At 58.9% G+C, this 16,804-nt stretch carries 17 protein-coding genes; 2 read left to right on the forward strand and 15 right to left on the reverse strand.

What is annotated here, in order from left to right; genetic code table 11:
- Positions 1-205: 205 nt before the first annotated feature.
- The 8 genes from hpaA to hpaG all read right to left on the reverse strand — a co-directional run bounded on the left by hpaA (position 206) and on the right by hpaG (position 8,144).
- Positions 206-1,096, reverse strand: a complete 891-nt coding sequence (gene hpaA / locus GVO84_RS03085) for a 4-hydroxyphenylacetate catabolism regulatory protein HpaA (RefSeq protein ID WP_042717310.1) — start codon at positions 1,094-1,096, stop codon at positions 206-208.
- Positions 1,068-2,420 (reverse strand): 4-hydroxyphenylacetate permease, encoded by a 1,353-nt coding sequence (gene hpaX, locus GVO84_RS03090; RefSeq protein ID WP_159515461.1) that lies wholly within the window; start codon positions 2,418-2,420, stop codon positions 1,068-1,070. The genes hpaA and hpaX overlap by 29 nt, the downstream gene beginning before the upstream one ends.
- 21 nt (positions 2,421-2,441) lie before the next feature.
- Entirely contained in the window at positions 2,442-3,239 is a 798-nt protein-coding gene (gene hpaI / locus GVO84_RS03095; protein WP_159515462.1) for a 4-hydroxy-2-oxoheptanedioate aldolase, read from the reverse strand.
- Positions 3,240-3,248: 9 nt separating this feature from the next.
- Positions 3,249-4,052, reverse strand: a complete 804-nt coding sequence (gene hpaH / locus GVO84_RS03100) for a 2-oxo-hept-4-ene-1,7-dioate hydratase (RefSeq protein WP_042717304.1) — start codon at positions 4,050-4,052, stop codon at positions 3,249-3,251.
- A gap of 107 nt (positions 4,053-4,159) precedes the next feature.
- Entirely contained in the window at positions 4,160-4,540 is a 381-nt protein-coding gene (locus GVO84_RS03105; protein ID WP_159515463.1) for a 5-carboxymethyl-2-hydroxymuconate Delta-isomerase, read from the reverse strand.
- 9 nt (positions 4,541-4,549) lie between these two features.
- A complete protein-coding gene (hpaD, locus tag GVO84_RS03110; RefSeq protein WP_121424955.1) occupies positions 4,550-5,401 on the reverse strand; it encodes a 3,4-dihydroxyphenylacetate 2,3-dioxygenase in 852 nt (283 codons plus the stop codon).
- 2 nt (positions 5,402-5,403) lie between these two features.
- Positions 5,404-6,870 carry a 5-carboxymethyl-2-hydroxymuconate semialdehyde dehydrogenase gene (gene hpaE / locus GVO84_RS03115; RefSeq protein ID WP_149367762.1) on the reverse strand — a complete coding sequence of 489 codons (1,467 nt, stop codon included), beginning with the start codon at positions 6,868-6,870 and terminating at the stop codon, positions 5,404-5,406.
- Positions 6,867-8,144: a 4-hydroxyphenylacetate degradation bifunctional isomerase/decarboxylase gene (gene hpaG, locus GVO84_RS03120; RefSeq protein WP_159515464.1), complete on the reverse strand. Its 1,278-nt coding sequence runs from the start codon at positions 8,142-8,144 to the stop codon at positions 6,867-6,869. The genes hpaE and hpaG overlap by 4 nt, the downstream gene beginning before the upstream one ends.
- Before the next feature lie 271 nt (positions 8,145-8,415).
- On the opposite strand from hpaG, the gene hpaR reads away from it, so the two are divergent.
- Positions 8,416-8,856: a homoprotocatechuate degradation operon regulator HpaR gene (hpaR, locus tag GVO84_RS03125; protein WP_023334396.1), complete on the forward strand. Its 441-nt coding sequence runs from the start codon at positions 8,416-8,418 to the stop codon at positions 8,854-8,856.
- 83 nt (positions 8,857-8,939) lie between these two features.
- Positions 8,940-10,604 carry a methyl-accepting chemotaxis protein gene (tsr, locus tag GVO84_RS03130; protein ID WP_029741346.1) on the forward strand — a complete coding sequence of 555 codons (1,665 nt, stop codon included), beginning with the start codon at positions 8,940-8,942 and terminating at the stop codon, positions 10,602-10,604.
- A 138-nt stretch (positions 10,605-10,742) separates the two neighbouring features.
- Here the strand turns inward: tsr and GVO84_RS03135 are convergent, their stop codons facing one another.
- From GVO84_RS03135 to GVO84_RS03165, 7 genes are all read right to left on the reverse strand, one after another.
- Entirely contained in the window at positions 10,743-11,258 is a 516-nt protein-coding gene (locus GVO84_RS03135; protein WP_159515465.1) for a GNAT family N-acetyltransferase, read from the reverse strand.
- Positions 11,258-13,549 (reverse strand): phosphatidylglycerol--membrane-oligosaccharide glycerophosphotransferase, encoded by a 2,292-nt coding sequence (gene opgB, locus GVO84_RS03140; protein ID WP_159515466.1) that lies wholly within the window; start codon positions 13,547-13,549, stop codon positions 11,258-11,260. Before opgB ends, GVO84_RS03135 begins: the two co-directional genes overlap by 1 nt.
- 270 nt (positions 13,550-13,819) lie before the next feature.
- Complete coding sequence (locus tag GVO84_RS03145; protein ID WP_121425077.1) at positions 13,820-14,302, reverse strand: DUF2501 domain-containing protein; 483 nt, start codon at positions 14,300-14,302, stop codon at positions 13,820-13,822.
- An 83-nt stretch (positions 14,303-14,385) separates the two neighbouring features.
- Positions 14,386-15,123 carry a DNA replication protein DnaC gene (gene dnaC / locus GVO84_RS03150; RefSeq protein WP_023334409.1) on the reverse strand — a complete coding sequence of 246 codons (738 nt, stop codon included), beginning with the start codon at positions 15,121-15,123 and terminating at the stop codon, positions 14,386-14,388.
- Complete coding sequence (dnaT, locus tag GVO84_RS03155) at positions 15,120-15,665, reverse strand: primosomal protein DnaT (RefSeq protein ID WP_063143277.1); 546 nt, start codon at positions 15,663-15,665, stop codon at positions 15,120-15,122. Before dnaT ends, dnaC begins: the two co-directional genes overlap by 4 nt.
- A 148-nt stretch (positions 15,666-15,813) precedes the next feature.
- Positions 15,814-16,242, reverse strand: a complete 429-nt coding sequence (locus GVO84_RS03160; protein WP_010427173.1) for an organic hydroperoxide resistance protein — start codon at positions 16,240-16,242, stop codon at positions 15,814-15,816.
- Positions 16,243-16,325: 83 nt separating this feature from the next.
- Positions 16,326-16,778, reverse strand: a complete 453-nt coding sequence (locus GVO84_RS03165; RefSeq protein WP_121425078.1) for a MarR family winged helix-turn-helix transcriptional regulator — start codon at positions 16,776-16,778, stop codon at positions 16,326-16,328.
- Positions 16,779-16,804: the final 26 nt, after the last annotated feature.

Consider the following 16,804-nt stretch of genomic DNA (forward strand, 5'->3'; position numbering starts at 1 on the left):
TAAATTTATGTTTTGTTTTTGTTGTTTAATTGAAGCCTGAGAGGGGCGTAACGTGAAGGGACGATTGGGACAACTGCGGGTACTTTTCGGGCGGGATTGGGATTTGTGATCGTTGTCCCCTCACCCCGGCCCTCTCCCCAAAGGGGCGAGGGAGAAATCGTCCCCTCTCCCCTTTGGGGAGAGGGTTAGGGTGAGGGGTAAGGTTTTACGACACTGGTACTTTCTGCGCCCGATACGCGCTCGGCGAGCACCCCACTAAGCGGTTAAAAAACCGGGCAAAATAGGCCGGATCCTTAAACCCCAGCTGCCAGGCAATCTCGCTCACCGCGCTGTCGGAGAAGAGCAGCAGCCGCCTGGCTTCGCGAAGCTGCCGGTCGAAGATCAGCCGCTTCGGCGGGCGGTTGGCGAAGCGGCGGCAGATATCTGTCAGGCGGGATTCGGTCAGGTGCAGTTCGCTGGCGTATTCCGGCACCGTCCAGTGCTGGTGGTAGTGGGCATCTATCAGCTGGGTAAAGCGCTGGAACAGCTTCAGCTCGCCGCGCATGCCGCCCGAAGCGTGGTCGTCGAGCTTCGCGTTGCGCAGCAGCAGGGTGAAGACCGCCTGCGCCAGCAGGACCAGGGTATGCTCGCGCCCCGGCAGCTGTTCCGTGGATTCCCGGGCAATCAGCTGCCAGTAGTGCTTCAGCGCCGCCAGCTCGTCCGGCCTATCGGCCAGCGAGAGGCAGATCCCCGGCAGGCCAAACGCTTCCCGCGTGCCGGGGTAGAGCACTTCAAGCAGCGGCCAGATCAGATCCTCGCGCACCGTCAGCACGTGCCCGTCGCTGTCGGATTCGGTGATAAACGCGTGCGGCACCGACGGCGGCGTGAGGACGAACAGCGGGGCCTGCACTGAGTAGCGGTGATCGTCGAGCTGGAGCTCAATCTGCCCGGTATCGAGAAAGTGCATCTGAAAATACTGGTCGTGACGATGCGCCTGCATGTCGCGGCCAAAAAAGGCCGCCATGCGGGCGAACGACTGGTAGTGCACATCGTCGGTGCCCAGACTTTCGTCGTACTCCTTGCTGATATCAATGTTGGCGATGGGGCTCTGGCACATGATCGTTCCTCTGTTGATCCCGCTGCGTCATCGGAATGCGCGTCAGCACCAGCGCGCCGACCACCAGCAGCCCGGCCACAAACCACAGCCCGGAGCTGAAGCTGCCGGTGGCGTCGCGCAGGATCCCAATCAGCAACGGGCTGACGGCGGATCCGACGTTGCCGATGGCGTTGATCACCGCCAGCGCCACCGCGCGTGACTGCAGGCTAATCACCCGATCCGGCGTGGTCCAGAATATGGCCATGGCGGTAAAGGATCCGGTTGAGGCCATAATGATGCCAAGCAGCTGGATCAGGCTGTGATCGGTGGCCGAGGCCAGCATCCATCCCGCCGCGGCGAACAGGTACGGCAGGATGGTGTGCTTTTTTCGCTCTTTCAGCCTGTCGGAGCGGCGGCTCCACCAGATCATCCCAAGAATGGTGCAAAACTGCGGGATCGCCGCCAGCAGGCCGATGACGATATTGCTGCTCCCCGTGTTAAAGCTTTGCAGGATCTGCGGCGTCCAGATGTTGATGGCGCTGAGCGTGTTGGTCAGGCAGAAGTAGGCCAGCGTGTAAAGCAGCACCGCCGGGGTCAGCACTTCGCGAAGCGTTGATTTCGGCGTGACGGGCCGGGCAATGGCGACCTCCTGCTCGCGGGCGATCATCGTTTTCAGCGCCTGCTTTTCGTCGTCGTCGAGCCAGGTGGCCTGATCCGGCGTGTCGTTGAGGTAAAACCAGGTCACCACGCCGAGCACCACCGACGGCAGCCCCTCCAGCAGGAACAGCCACTGCCAGCCCTTCAGATTCCACAGCCCGTCCATCGCCAGAATGTAGCCGGAGAGGATCGAGCCGAGCATCATGGTCACCGGCATGGCGATCATAAACAGCGCATTGGCGCGAGCGCGGTGATACGCCGGGAACCACCAGGTGAGGTAGACCAGGATCCCCGGCAGGAAGCCTGCTTCGGCAATGCCTACCAGCATGCGTAAAACATAGAGCGTGTGGGGGCTGGTGGCGAACATTGTGCAGGTGGAGGCGATGCCCCATACCACCATGATCCCGGCGATCCATCGCCGCGCGCCGATCTTCGCCAGCATGATGTTGCTCGGGATCCCGCACAGCACGTAGGTGACGTAAAACAGCGTCGCGGCCAGGCCAAACATGGTCGACGTAAGGCCCAGATCTTTGCCCATCGTCAGCCCGGCAAAGCCGATGTTGATGCGATCGAGAAACGAAAAGACAAACAGGATAAAGAGAAAGACGATCAGGCGTCGGAACAGCTTGTTAATGGCGCGATGTTCAACAGCTTTATTATCATGTGTTTGCAGGGTAGAGGTCGTCATGGTGCGCTCCAGATCTTACGTTTAGTAGACGGATTTATTGTTATTAACTGACGTAACCGGTTGTTCGATAAAGCGTGCCGCCAGCGCCTCCGCGCTGCGGGCGAGCAGGGTGGTGTCGACGCCGACGGCAACAAACAGCGCGCCGAGTTCAAGGTAGCGTTTCGCCAGCTGCTCGTTCGCCATCAGGATGCCGGGCGCTTTACCCGCCGCACGGATCTGCGCGATCGCCTGCTCGATGGCGGCCTGCACCTCCGGGTGCTGCGGATTGCCGGCAAAGCCCATGTCGGCGCTCAGATCCGCCGGGCCGATAAACACGCCGTCGACGCCTTCCACGTCCAGGATCTGCGGCAGGTTTTTTAGCGCCTCGCGGGTTTCGATTTGTACCAGCACGCACATGGCGTCGTTAGCCTGCTGCAGGTAGTTCGGGATGCGGTTCCAGCGCGAGGCGCGCGCCAGGGCGCTGCCGACGCCGCGAATGCCTGCGGGCGGGTAGCGGGTGGCACGTACCGCCAGCCGCGCTTCGTCGGCGTTTTGCACCATCGGCACCAGCAGGGTTTGTGCCCCCACGTCCAGCAGCTGCTTGATCTGCACCGGGTCGTTCCACGACGGGCGCACTACCGGCTGGCTGGGATACGGCGCGATGGCCTGTAATTGGGTTAACACGGTTTGCACGCTGTTCGGCGCGTGCTCGCCGTCGATCAGCAGCCAGTCGAAGCCTGCCCCCGCCAGCAGCTCGGCGCTGTAGCTGCTGGTCAGCCCCAGCCATAAGCCAATTTGCGGGCGGCCTGCCTGCAGCGCCGCTTTGAATGCGTTTTGCATGGTCCTCTCCTAAACAAAGCGGCAGCTGATGGAGCCCATATTGCCGTAGTCCACGTGGAAGGTGTCGCCTCTGCTGGCGGGCACCGGGCGGGTAAAGGAGCCGCCGAGGATGATTTGCCCCGGCTCAAGCTGCACGTCGTACGGCGCCAGCTTGTTCGCCAGCCACGCCACGCCGTTCGCCGGGTGGTTAAGCACGCCTGCGGCAACACCGGTCTCTTCGATCACACCGTTGCGGTAGAGCAGGGCGGAGATCCAGCGCAGATCCAGCGCGTCGGGCTTAATCGGACGACCGCCGAGGATCACCCCCGCGTTGGCGGCGTTATCGGAGATGGTGTCGAACACCTTGCGCGGGCGCTGGGTTTCAGGGTCAACGTTGTGGCAGCGGGCGTCGATCAGCTCCAGCGCGGGGATGACGTAGTCCGTAGCGTTGTAGACGTCGAAGATGGTGCAGTTCGGGCCGCGCAGCGGTTTTGCCAGCACAAAGGCCAGCTCCACTTCGATACGCGGAACGATAAAGCGATCGACGGGAATGTCGCTGCCGTCGTGGAAGAACATGTCGTCCAGCAGCGCGCCGTAGTCCGGCTCGCTTATCTGGGAGCTGGCCTGCATCGCTTTGGAGGTGAGGCCGATCTTGTGGCCCTTCAGCACGCGGCCTTCGGCGATTTTCAGGCTGACCCATTCGCGCTGGACGGCGTAGGCGTCTTCAATCGTGATCTCCGGGTACTCCAGCGAGATCGCGCGGATCTGCTCCCGGGATTGTTCCGCCTGGTGCAGGCGATGGGCGATCAGGGTATGGGTGTGTTTGTCGAGCATGGCGATATCCTTTGTGCGGCTGTTGCCGGGTGGCGCTGCGCTTACCCGGCCTACGTTCGGAGCCGTTGTAGGCCCGGTAAGCGCAGCGCCACCGGGCGAGCAAACGGCTACTTAAACAATGCGTGCACGTTGTTTTGTTTGTAATTGAGCGTCGGGTGCAGCTCGTCGAGCTCGAACGACAGCGCCAGATACCGGCTGTTCATCAGCGCTGCGAAATGATCTTTAATCAACGCAAACAGCATCTCCCCCACGGCTTCCCGGCTCTCCAGGCTGCGCCCGGCACCAATCTTCAGCGTCATATGCACAAAGGCGTAATCGTGCTTGCCGTCGGCCATCTGCCAGGTGTCCAGCCAGTGGGCGCGGCTGCGGATACCGCCGATGGGGAAGATGCCTGTGGCGGCGAGCGCCTCGTTGACTTTGGCGAACAGCCCCGGCAGGTCGGCCTGCTCGCGGATATTGTCGGTACATTCAGCAATAAAGTGCGGCATGGTGGCTCCTTACGCGGGCAGCGGGAAAACGGCGTTAACCTGGCCGGTGCCGGAGCTGGCGAACAGCTCGGTGAGGAACTCCACCTTGCCGTCGTACTGGTCCCAGCCGAGCATGCCCAGCAGCATCACGGTGTCGTGCATGTTGCCCTCGCCATAGCAGTAGTCGGCGTACTCCGGCAGCATGCTGCAGAATTCTTTGAACTGGCCCTCGCGCCACAGCTTCACCACGCGCTCGTCCATCTGACGGTCAAACTCGCGGGTGTAGCTGTTCATCCCTTCCTCCGCGCGCTGGTCGTCGATAAAGCGGTGCGACAGCGAGCCGCTGGCGAGCACCGCCACGGTGCCGTCGTATTTTTCGATGGCGCTGACGATGGCCTCTCCCAGTCTGCGGCTGTCGGCAAAGTCGTGAACCGTGCAGAACGCCGAGATGGATATCACTTTGAAGTGCTTATCCGCATTCATGTAGCGCATCGGCACCAGCGTGCCGTACTCCAGCTTGAGGCTCGGGATGTTGTGCGCTTTGGCGCGCACGCCCAGCTTCACCGCCTCGTCGGCAATCAGCTGGCCGAGTTCCGGGTTGCCGTCGTAGTCGTAGGTCATGTCGCGGATAAAGTGCGGCAGCTCGTTGCTGGTGTAGACGCCCGCAAAATGGTCCGCACAGTTGATGTGGTACGCGCTGTTCACCAGCCAGTGGGTGTCGAACACGATGATGGTGTCCACGCCCAGCTCGCGGCAGCGCTTGCTGATCTCTTTATGCCCGTCGATGGCCGACTGGCGGCAGCCGTGGTTTTTCCCCGGCAGCTCGGAGAGGTACATCGACGGTACGTGGGTGATTTTTGCCGCTAACGCTAATTTACCCATGGTCAGATCCCCCACTTTGGAATCGGATGGTCGCCCATGGAGATGCAGACGTTCTTCATCTCCGCGAAGACCTCGAAGCTGTACTCACCGCCCTCGCGGCCGGTGCCGGAGGCCTTCACGCCGCCAAACGGCTGGCGCAGGTCGCGCACGTTCTGGGTGTTCACGAACACCATGCCCGCCTCGATGCTGCGCGCCAGGCGCAGCACCTTGCTCACGTCCTGGGTCCAGATGTACGACGCCAGGCCGTACTCCACGTCGTTCGCCAGGCGCAGGCCTTCCGCTTCGTCCTTAAACGGCAGCAGGCAGGCCACCGGGCCGAAGATTTCTTCCTGGGCCACGCGCATGCGGTTATCAACGTCCGCCAGCACGGTTGGGCGCAGGAAGTTGCCGCCCTTCAGGTGCGCAGGCAGATCGGTCGGTTTGTCCGGGCCGCCTGCCAGCAGGGTTGCGCCTTCTTCAATGCCGAGGCGGATGTAGCCGGAGACCTTCTCCCAGTGCTGCTTGCTGATGAGTGCGCCAATCTGGGTGTTCGGATCGGTCGGGTCGCCCACGCGCAGGCGGTTGGCGCGCTCGGCAAAGCGCTTGACGAATTCCGGGTAGATGCTCTGCTGGATAAAGATGCGCGAGCCCGCGGTGCAACGCTCGCCGTTGATGGAGAAGATGGTGAACAGGGCGGCGTCCAGCGCGCGCTCGATGTCGGCATCTTCAAAAATCAGCACCGGGGATTTGCCGCCCAGCTCCATGGAGTATTTCTTCAGCCCGGCGTTTTTCATGATGTTGCGCCCGGTAGCGGTGCCACCGGTGAAGGAGACCGCGCGCACGTCGTGATGGCGCACCAGCGCGTCGCCTGCCGTCGCGCCGTAGCCCTGCACCACGTTGAGCACGCCCGCCGGGATGCCCGCCTCTAGCGCCAGCTCGCCCAGACGGTCGGCGGTCAGCGGCGAGAGTTCAGACATCTTCAGCACCGCGGTGTTGCCCAGCGCCAGGCAGGGCGCGACCTTCCAGGTGGCGGTCATAAACGGCACGTTCCACGGCGAGACCAGCGCGCAGACGCCCACCGGCTGCACCAGCGTGTAGTTGAGCATCTTATCGTCAACCGGGTAGGTTTTGCCGTTCATCTGCTGGCACACTTCGGCGAAGAACTCGAAGTTGTGCGAGGCGCGCGGAATGAGCACGTTTTTGGTCTGGTGGATCGGCAGGCCGGTGTCGGCGGTTTCCATGGCGGCGATCTCGGGCACGTTCTGGTCGATCAGATCGCCCAGACGACGCATCAGGCGCGCGCGCTCCTTCATCGGCAGGTTAGCCCACTTCGGGAACGCCTCTTTGGCGGCGGCGACGGCCTGGTGAATTTCAGCTTCACCGCCGGAGGCGACTTCTGCCAGCACCTCGCCGGAGGCGGGGTTGGTGGTGTGGAAGTACTCGCTTCCGGCGACGTTTTTACCGTTGATCCAGTGGTTAATCTTTTTCATTTTGCAGTCTCCTCGCTGACAATTCGGTTCACCAGGCGTCCGACGCCCTCCACTTCCACCACCACCTCATCGCCCGGCACCACGTCGGACAGCCCTTTTGGCGTGCCGGTGGCAATCATGTCGCCCGGCTGCAGGGTCATAAAATCGCTCAGGTACGCAATCAGGAACGGAATGCTGAAGATCAGATCCGCCGTGGTGCCTTCCTGGCGCAGCTCGCCGTTGACGAAGGTGCGCAGGGCGAGGTTGTGCGGGTCGGGAATTGCCGCTTTCGGCACGATGTGGGGAGAAATAGGCGTCAGCCCGTCGCGGCTTTTTACCCGCAGGTTCGGGCGGTAGTAGTTTTCCAGGTAGTCGCGTATGGCGTAGTCGTTGCAGACCGTGTAGCCCGCCACGTAGTCCATCGCCTCGGTTTCGCTCACTCTGCGCGCGGTTTTACCGATGACCACCACCAGCTCCGCCTCGTAGTGCATGTATTCGATATTGTTCGGGCGCACCGACGTCTGGTTGTCGCCGTTGAAGGTGTTTGGCGCTTTGATAAATACCAGCGGCTCGGTGGGTGGCTTGAAGTCCAGCTCGCTGGCGTGGTCGGCATAGTTCAGACCGAGGGCAAACAGCGTGGCGTGCGGCGGCGTGCTGTGGGCAATAGTGACGTTGCGCTCATCCACCACCGGGTTTTCCAGCGGCGGAAAGCCTGCCGCCAGAATACGCAGGCGATCGCCCGGGCGGATCTCCACGCGGCTTTGCGGGGTGCCGAGCAGGATCGCATCGCCGGGATTGAGGGTGGCGAACTCGCTCAGGGCGCTCAGCAGTTCGGCAGCGCTGCGCTGAAGATCGGCGGTGTTCCAGTGGTCCGCTTCGCGGCCGTTGATCTCGGTGATGATGGTCATGTTATCCACGCTATCAACGGCGACAAGTTCGCCCAGCGGGCAAAATCCGTCCCGGCATTTGGCCTTGATGGCCGGGCGGTAGAAGCTCTCTTCCGGCAGGCTCACCTCGTTGGCCAGCGCGTATCCGGCGATGTATTCCGCCGCATTTTCCACGCTCACCCTGCTGGCGGTTTTGCCCACGACCAGCGCCACCGTCGCGCCGCTCAGCACCGTTTCCCCCTGCGGGAAGGGGATCGGCTCGCCCGCGCGGATCACCGTGTTATGCGGTTTGATAAACCACACGGCTGTTTTCGGCGGCGTATTGTAAGGGGCTTTTTCAAACGCCTCGCGCCAGGCGTCACGCTGGCTTTGATGGTTGAGGGCGACGGCAAAAACGGTACCTTTCATTCACATACTCCTCACCCCGGCGGTCCGGGTTATGATTTCATTAATATGTTAATGATCTGGTTTTATGCTTTTGCTGTTTATTTCGCAATCAGAAGTGAAAAATTTGTGATATGAATAACAATAAATTTACATATTGGTTTTTATTTATAGTTAAATCAGGTTGTTAATAAAACTGAATGGTTTCTGTTAGACTTTTTGACGGAAAACGTGTTGTTTATAAAAGCAACTTTTAGTGATTGTTTACTTGTTAATGATGTGAAGGGGAGAGGCTATGCATGACTCATTAACCATCGCGCTGCTGCAGGCGCGGGAAGCGGCGATGTCGTACTTCCGCCCGATCGTAAAGCGCCATAATCTGACCGAGCAGCAGTGGCGCATTGTGCGCGTGCTGGCTGAGCATCCGTCGATGGATTTTCACGATCTGGCGTTTCGCACCTGCATTTTGCGCCCGAGCCTGACCGGCATCCTGACGCGCATGGAGCGTGACGGCCTGGTGCTGCGCCTAAAGCCGGTGAACGACCAGCGCAAGCTGTACGTGTCGCTGACCAAAGAGGGGAATGCGCTGTACGAACACGCCCAGGCGCAGGTCGAAGAGGCGTATCAGCAAATTGAGGCGGAATACACGCCGGAGAAGATGAAACAGCTGACGGCGCTGCTGGAAGAGTTTATTGAACTCGGAAACCGGCATAACGCAGCGCGGGAAGAAGAGTAAAAACCACAAATTCCAGGATGATTTTCGTAAAGTTTTCCCTTTCCAGGCCGAAAATTCTGTATCTGTCTGAGGAAAGAGAAAACATGTTAAACCGTATCAAGATTGTCACCAGCTTAATGCTGGTTTTAGCGATATTTGGCCTTTTACAACTCACGTCCGGTGGTCTTTTCTTTAATGCCCTTAAGAATGACAAAGAGAATTTCACCGTCCTGCAAACCATTCGCCAGCAACAATCCACGCTGAACGCCAGCTGGGTCGCGTTGCTGCAAACCCGTAATACCCTGAACCGCGCGGGTATCCGCTACATGATGGATCAGAGCAATATCGGCAGCGGCGCGACCGTTAACGATTTGATGCAAATCGCGTCTACGTCTCTGAAACAGGCAGAAAAAAACTGGGCTGCCTACGAAGCCCTGCCGCGCGATCCGCGTCAAAGCGATGCGGATGCCATGGAGATCAAGCGTAACTATGATATTTACCACGGCGCGCTGGCGGAGCTGATTCAGCTGCTGGGCGCGGGCAAAATCAACGCCTTCTTCGACCAGCCGACCCAGAGCTATCAGGACGGTTTTGAGAAGCAGTATGTGAGCTACCTGCAGCAGAACGACAAGCTGTACCAGACGGCGGTCGAAGACAGCAACAGCTCCTTCAGCCAGGCTATCTGGGTGCTGATCAGCGTCCTGATTGCCGTGCTGGTGGTGATCGTGGCCGTCTGGCTCAACATCAAGCAGACGCTGATCTCTCCTCTGAATCGTCTGATCGACAACATTCGCCACATCGCCAGCGGCGACCTGGTGAAGCGCATTGAGGTTCAGGGCACCAACGAGATGGGGGAGTTGGCCGACTCGCTGCGTCATATGCAGGGTGAGCTGGTGCGTACCGTCGGCGACGTGCGTAACGGCGCGAACGCTATCTACAGCGGCGCGAGCGAAATTGCGATGGGCAATAACGACCTCTCCTCCCGTACTGAACAGCAGGCCGCTTCCCTGGAAGAGACCGCGGCCAGCATGGAGCAGCTGACGGCGACCGTTAAGCAGAACGCCGAAAACGCCCGTCAGGCGAGCCATCTTGCGCTGAGCGCCTCTGAAACCGCGCAGAAAGGCGGTAAAGTGGTGGATAACGTGGTGCAGACCATGCGCGATATCGCGGGCAGTTCGCAGAAAATTGCCGATATTATCAGCGTGATCGACGGCATTGCCTTCCAGACCAACATTCTGGCACTGAACGCGGCGGTAGAAGCTGCGCGTGCGGGCGAGCAGGGTCGTGGTTTTGCGGTGGTGGCAGGTGAAGTGCGTAACCTGGCCCAGCGCAGCGCCCAGGCGGCTCGTGAAATCAAGAGTCTGATTGAAGACTCCGTGGGCCGCGTGGAAGTGGGTTCAACGCTGGTCGAAAGCGCCGGTGAAACCATGGGTGAGATCGTGAACGCGGTGACCCGCGTAACGGACATTATGGGGGAAATCGCCTCTGCGTCTGACGAGCAGAGCCGCGGTATCGACCAGGTGGGTCTGGCGGTGGCAGAGATGGACCGCGTGACCCAGCAGAACGCCTCGCTGGTTGAGGAATCTGCTGCAGCGGCCGCCGCACTGGAAGAGCAGGCGAGCCGTCTGACTCAGGCCGTGGCGGTGTTCCGCATTCAGCAGGAACAGATGAAAGCGCGCGAATTCGCTGCGGCTAAAGCGGTTTCCACGCCGGTGATGGCGCGTAAAACCGCGACGGCCGATTCAGGCGATAACTGGGAAACGTTCTAACTCTGCGCGTTGTGCCGGGTGGCGGCTGTGCCTTACCCGGCCTACGGTTCGTGGTTTTTGCCGGGTGTCGGCTGCGCCTTACCCGGCCTACGGGGCAGGATTTTGTAGGCCCGGTAAGCGCAGCGCCACCGGGCGATATTACAGAGGCAGGCGCATGGCGCAGCGCGTTTCATACGCTAAGCCGTGCGCTGTCTCTTCTTCACGTTTTTCACGCAGTTCAGGCGTGAGTTCAGTTACGTATTCAAACCCCAGCTTTGCATAGAAAGGCGCGTTCCACGGTACGTCCCGAAACGTTGTCAACGTCAGCGACGCCAGCCCCAGCCTGCGGGCATGGTCAGCCGCACGGGAGATGAGCTGCCGACCTATTCCTTTTCCCTGCCAGTCCAGATCGACCGAGAGCTCCACGATAAACAGCGACGAAGAGTGCGCTTCGGTGAGGATAAACCCCACGGGACAGTCATTCACCAGCGCCAGCCAGCTTAGCCCACGTTCGGCATACTCAAGGTGCTGCTCAGCGGAAATGACCTCACCGTCGGCAAGCCAGGCGAGCTCCGTGTCTTCACGAAAGCGCTCGCCCGCCGCGCGTTCAATGGCGGGCAGGGCGGTAACGTCGCCGGGACGCGTGGGGCGAACGGTGAGGTTAAGATCGACCATTAGCCTGCGCGACTCACAATTTTAATTTCTACCATGCCAATCCCGATCTCGCGCGGTGAGTGTCCAAGGATATTCCCTTCATTGGTCGACTGCGGGTCCGGCGGCACAATCACCAGGGTGTTGCTGCGCGATGGGTTCTCAAAATGCAGCGTGTGCGTGCTCACCTCGTTCCCGAGCGTCAGCGTTTGCTCCCTGTCGCCCACGCGCACCGGTACGGGCCTGTTAGCGTTCGGGCCATACGCTCTGGCGGTGATCACCAGGTCGAACTGTTCCGGCAGCGGATGGGTGTACTCAATTTTCACCTCGTTGCCCAGCTGCGCGTTTGACCAGCGTCCCCAGGACTCCGGACGCGAGATGCCGCTAAACTGCTTCACTTCCTCGGGCGCGCCGGCCACGTTAAAGATAAAGCTGTCCGCCTTATAGCGAATATCGTTATCGCTGACTTTCAGCATGTCGATGTTGTGCTGATAGCGCGCGGTATCAATCACCGTATCTTTAAACGCGGTTTTGCCTTTCCACTGGGCTTTATCCACGTGCTGTACGGTTTGCTCCCCGCCGAGCTGGCCCTGAGAGACGCACCAGTCGGTAGAAAGCGCCAGCGGCTGCGACCAGAGCTGGCCCATTTTGTAACACCTGTCGATCCAGACGAAATTATCGCGCGGAGCAAAATCGGCCAGCTGATAGCGCAGCGGCGCGGAATATTCGCTTTCCGGCAGAGGCTCTACGCGCCCCTCTGACACGCGCACCAGCAGCGGTAGACGGAAGCTGCTGCCCGAGAAGGCAATCGTGTTTTTATCCCGATCGACGGTGAAGTCCTTCATCTCTTTCGGGAAGTTCCACAGGCGGATGATGTCTGGCTTCCAGGCGAGGATTTTTTCCTTCATGTTGAGGAACACTTCCGACAGGGATTGCCCCGACAGCGTGCTGCGGCCCAGGCCAATAAAGTTGTCGCCGCCCAGAATGTCGAGCACGGTTGCGCCGTTATCCATGGAGTTGCGCTTGGTGGCGATGACCTCCTGCTGCGGCTGGTCGCCGCGCAGGACGAAGAACAGATTGCTGCGATCCTGCTTGTTGAGCTGATCCCAGGCGCTGTTTTTCATCGCCAGGTGGTCAGACGAAACGACGATGACGGTGTTTTTGAACCAGGGCGAGGCTTTGATTTTCTCGACCAGCGCGGCAATGTGCTCCTGGCTGCAGGTCACGGCGCTGAAAGATTTGTTGTTTTTGCCGTCAACGTCATAGCTTTTGCGTTTACAGCTGCGCGAGACGAACCCGTCCGGATGGTGGGTGTCCACCGTCAGCGCAAAGAGGGAGAAGCGCTTGCCCGCGCGGGAAAGCTCCTCGAATTTCTTCCAGGTTTCGTCGAGTACCGTATCGTCATAGAAGCCCCAGTCGTTACGGTAGCTCGGATCGGCAACCGTCGTTTTTAACTCTTCTGAGCCATACAGGTGGTCAAAACCGTGGGATTTCAGGAACACGTCTTTTCCGGCAAAGCGCAGGTTTGCCCCCTGCATAAAATAGTTTTCGTAGCCGGAGTTTTTCAGGATATCGCCGAGGCAAATATTCTGTGGGAAGAACGTCGACATCGAGGCTGAGGCGTTACCTTCAAAAGGCGCAAACAGCGGGATACCGCACTGGGAGGCAACCATCCCGGCAATCGTGTAATCCGTCCCGGGCAGCTGCATGGTGTGGCTGAAATCAAGACCTTCATTTTTCAGCGCACCCAGGTCTGGCGTCAGGTTCGGGAACGCGTCGTTATCAAAGTACGTGTGTTCCAGGCTTTCACCGTAGATGTAGACCAGGTTGAGCTTCGGGTTGGCGATCGTTTTCGACGGTTCTTTATAGTAAGCCACGAAATCAGGATCGCCTTCGCGCGACTGGGATTTCACCAGCTCGGTGATCTGATGGAACGCCGGGCTGGCGTCGACGGAGGCCAGCGCCAGGAATAACGCCAGCAGGCTGTAGCCATGATGGTGCGGAAGATGGCGACGGCGGCGCAGCACCCAGGCCAGCGCGCCAAAAATCGTCACCAGCGCGACAATAATGCCGAGCCCCGGAAGAATGTACTTGCCCACACCCGCGCCCGTCAGGCTGTTCGTCAGCGTGTAGAGCACCGCATCGTTAATACCGTCACCGGTAAAGTAATCGCTGGCGTATAAGGTAATGTTTAAAATAATAAAAATGCCGAGCACCACCAGCGTGGCGATAAACCACCAGGTGTGACGGCCGGCTTTCCAGGCGTAAACGCCGACGGAAGCCAGAAAAAGCATAAGAGACATGAATTCAGACAACAGCATATCCTCATGACGCCAGATGATTCGCTGGCTAACTGTTTATTTTTTGGGTCATACAATGTAATTGCGATGTCGTTAAGCTGCAATTTTAGTGTCACGAAAGTGTGCTGTTGTTAGGATTTGGTTTAGAAAATCGTTTTTATGAAGACGGACACATCCTGACAAACGGACGCTGAGACGGTGGCAGGTGGGAAAAACGCTCGTTTAGCGCCGCGCTGCAAGACTATCGCATTAAACGCGGCGTGTTGTGGCAGAAAATGGGGTGGATCAGGAGAGGAAATTAACGCCTTGTTTCAGCACCAGATCGCAGGCTTTGGTTTTCACCTGTTTTGCCAGAGAAGAGTTGCCGAGGGTGCTCAGGTTAAGCTGCTGGCCGTTTTGCGCGTTAAGCAGGCCCTGAATGCCGTCCATATAGTTGGTGTCCGCTTTCTGCTCCTGGGTATCCAGACCCAGTTTACCCAGCACCTGGTTTTTCACGTTTTGCGCGTCGGTCACGGAGGCCAGCTTTTGCTTCGCGCAATATTCCAGAATCCCCGCCGCATTGTTCATCGTGCCCGCGCTGAGGCTCTGAGAGCTGTTGCCCAACAGGCTGGTGAGGGAGGAGGCGGAGAGTCCGCCCTGAGAGCTGCTGCTCTCTTTGGTCAGCTCATTTGCTGCGCTTGACAGGGACTCCTGCCAGGACGCCGCTTGCGCTGCGCCAGTCACCAGCAGCGCGCCTAAAAAGGTGCTGATTAGAATCTGTTTTTTCATCATGGCTCTCTCAAAAAGGTCCGTTTTGGGCCGAAGGGGTTCCAGTATATACCTATGCCCTGGCGGCGATTCCTGGAACTGTCTTAATACTCTTTGCCGGTAACGCGGCTGCGGTAACTTTCCCAGTCGAAGATGACATAGAGGCTGTTACCCAGCTTCATGCGGTCCATGACGCGTTCCCCCAGCAGGCGGGTCATCTCGTCGATATTGTGGTTCGTCAACATGCCGGTGGGGCGCTTGGACGAGGAGCGGCGATCGACAATCTGGTTGATGATCACTTTTTCATAGCGGGATTCTGTCTGAACGCCAATCTCGTCGATGACCAGCAAATCCACATTGCTCAGATCGTTAAGCAGCTGTTCTTCGCTGGTTTCGCGGTTGCTGAAGGTGTCTTTCATCGCGGACATGATATCGGCCACGGTGATGATAAGAACCGATTTACCCCGCAGAAGCAGCTCGTTGCAGATGGCGGCTGCAAGGTGGTTTTTTCCGGTGCCCGGCTTGCCGCTAAAGATGAAGCTGGCGATATTGCCGTCGAATTCATCCACGTACTGACGGGCGGCGGCAAGGGCGTTCATCTGCCCGTTGGTTTCGACTTTATAGTTATCGAACGAGCAGTTCTGGTGCAGGGGACGGATACCGGAGCGGTTAAAGGTGCGCTGCATTTTCATCGCCCGGTTTTCCCTGGCGAGCGCGGCGGCGCGGATCTCACCTTGCTCTTTTTGCCACGCCAGCAGCTCTTCACCCGTAGTGAAAGCGGGCTTCACGTTGGCAGGCATCATTTTTTGCAGACGTTTCATCAGGTCGCCGACGTTCTTCATTTCGCACCTCGGAATCCGCTGGGGATCTGTTTATCCGGTTCTGAAAACGCGTTGATATCGCGTTTGGGCTGGCCGTTGTTGCCGGCGCGGGTAATTTGAAGATGACGCGCGAGCTTTTGCTGCCACTGAATGTGGGTGAAGACTTTACCTTCCGCCTGCCACCAGGCGGTAAACGCGGCGAGCTCTTCGGCGGTGGCCGGTTGGGTTAACGCGATGCCCCACAGCGCCGCCTGTCGCTGAAAATCCGCATCCGGCTGCCAGCCCGCGTACAGGGCAAATTTTCCCATCGGAACGGTCACGGGAACGTTGACCGGCTCATCAAAGAACTGGTTGTCCAGCGCGACATCGCTCGCCGGACGTGACAGTTGCGCTTCGATCTCCAGAAGCTGTGCCAGACGTTCCGGCGTGATTGCGTAAAACGCCGGCGCGTTGTCGGCAAAAACCGCAACCGTGCCGCCTTCGGCGTGGGTCAACACACCGCGTGGGTCGCGCATAAAGGCATCAATGCCAGCAATGCTGGTGGTCAGAATTCTGGAGGACATAACGCTTACTCTACTGATTACTACGGGCGTGATATGGGCTTATGGTAGCACAGAGAGAGGAAAGGGAAGGAGGGGATTTCCCCGGTGGCGCTGCGCTTACCGGGGCTACGGTCGTAGGCCTGAAAAGCGCAGCGCCATCAGGTATTTATCACGCGATGATGTTCAGGGTCACGTCGATGTTGCCGCGGGTCGCGTTAGAGTACGGGCAAACAATATGCGCCGCGTCGACCAGCTTTTTGGCTTCCGCGGGATCCATACCCTCAACGTGGATGTTCAGTTTCGCTTCGATACCAAAACCGGTTGGCAGCGGGCCAATACCCACTTCGCCTTCAATAAAGGCCTCTTTTGGCAGGGCAAATTTGTCGCGCGCCGCCACGAACTTCATCGCGCCCAGGAAGCAGGCAGAGTAGCCGGCAGCAAAAAGCTGCTCAGGGTTCGTTACTTCTCCCCCCATGCCGCCCATCTCTTTTGGCACGCCCAGTTTTACGTCCAGTACGCCATCGGAAGAGGTGGCACGACCGTCACGGCCACCGGTTGCTTTGGCTTTGGCGGTATAAACGACTTTTTCTAAAGACATGGCAGGTTCCTCATCTTGCTTTAATGTGTGCTATTAAATAGCGTGCGATATATATGGGTAATAATCACGCGTAAAGTATAGCCTTACGCGCGGTGTAGCTGTTGTCGCAAAAATTCGAGCTGCTGTTTGAGCGCCAGCAGGGTGTCGGTATCACACTGCGCTGCGCAACCCACCGCATGGGGGATACCCAATGCCTGCTGCTGCAGTTCACGTCCCGCTTCGCTCAGGGTGACGGCGACCTGACGTTCGTCTTTGCGCGAACGGTGACGGTTGATTAACCCAGCACTTTCCAGCCGCTTCAACAGCGGCGTAAGGGTCGCTGAGTCCAGAAACAGCCGTTCGCCGATGTCCGATACCGTCATGTCATCCTGCTCCCACAGCACCAGCATCACCAGGTATTGCGGGTAGGTCAGGTTCAGCGGTGCCAGCAGTTGCCGGTACAGCTTATTAAGCGCCAGATTTGCCGAATAGAGGGCAAAGCAGAGCTGGTTATCCAGCTTGAGCGCAGCGGTTGCGTCGTTCGTTTTCGCGTTCATGAAATAAATATAGATAGTGCACGATT

Source organism: Enterobacter sp. SM3, from assembly GCF_009811935.2.
Classification (GTDB): domain Bacteria; phylum Pseudomonadota; class Gammaproteobacteria; order Enterobacterales; family Enterobacteriaceae; genus Enterobacter; species Enterobacter asburiae_D.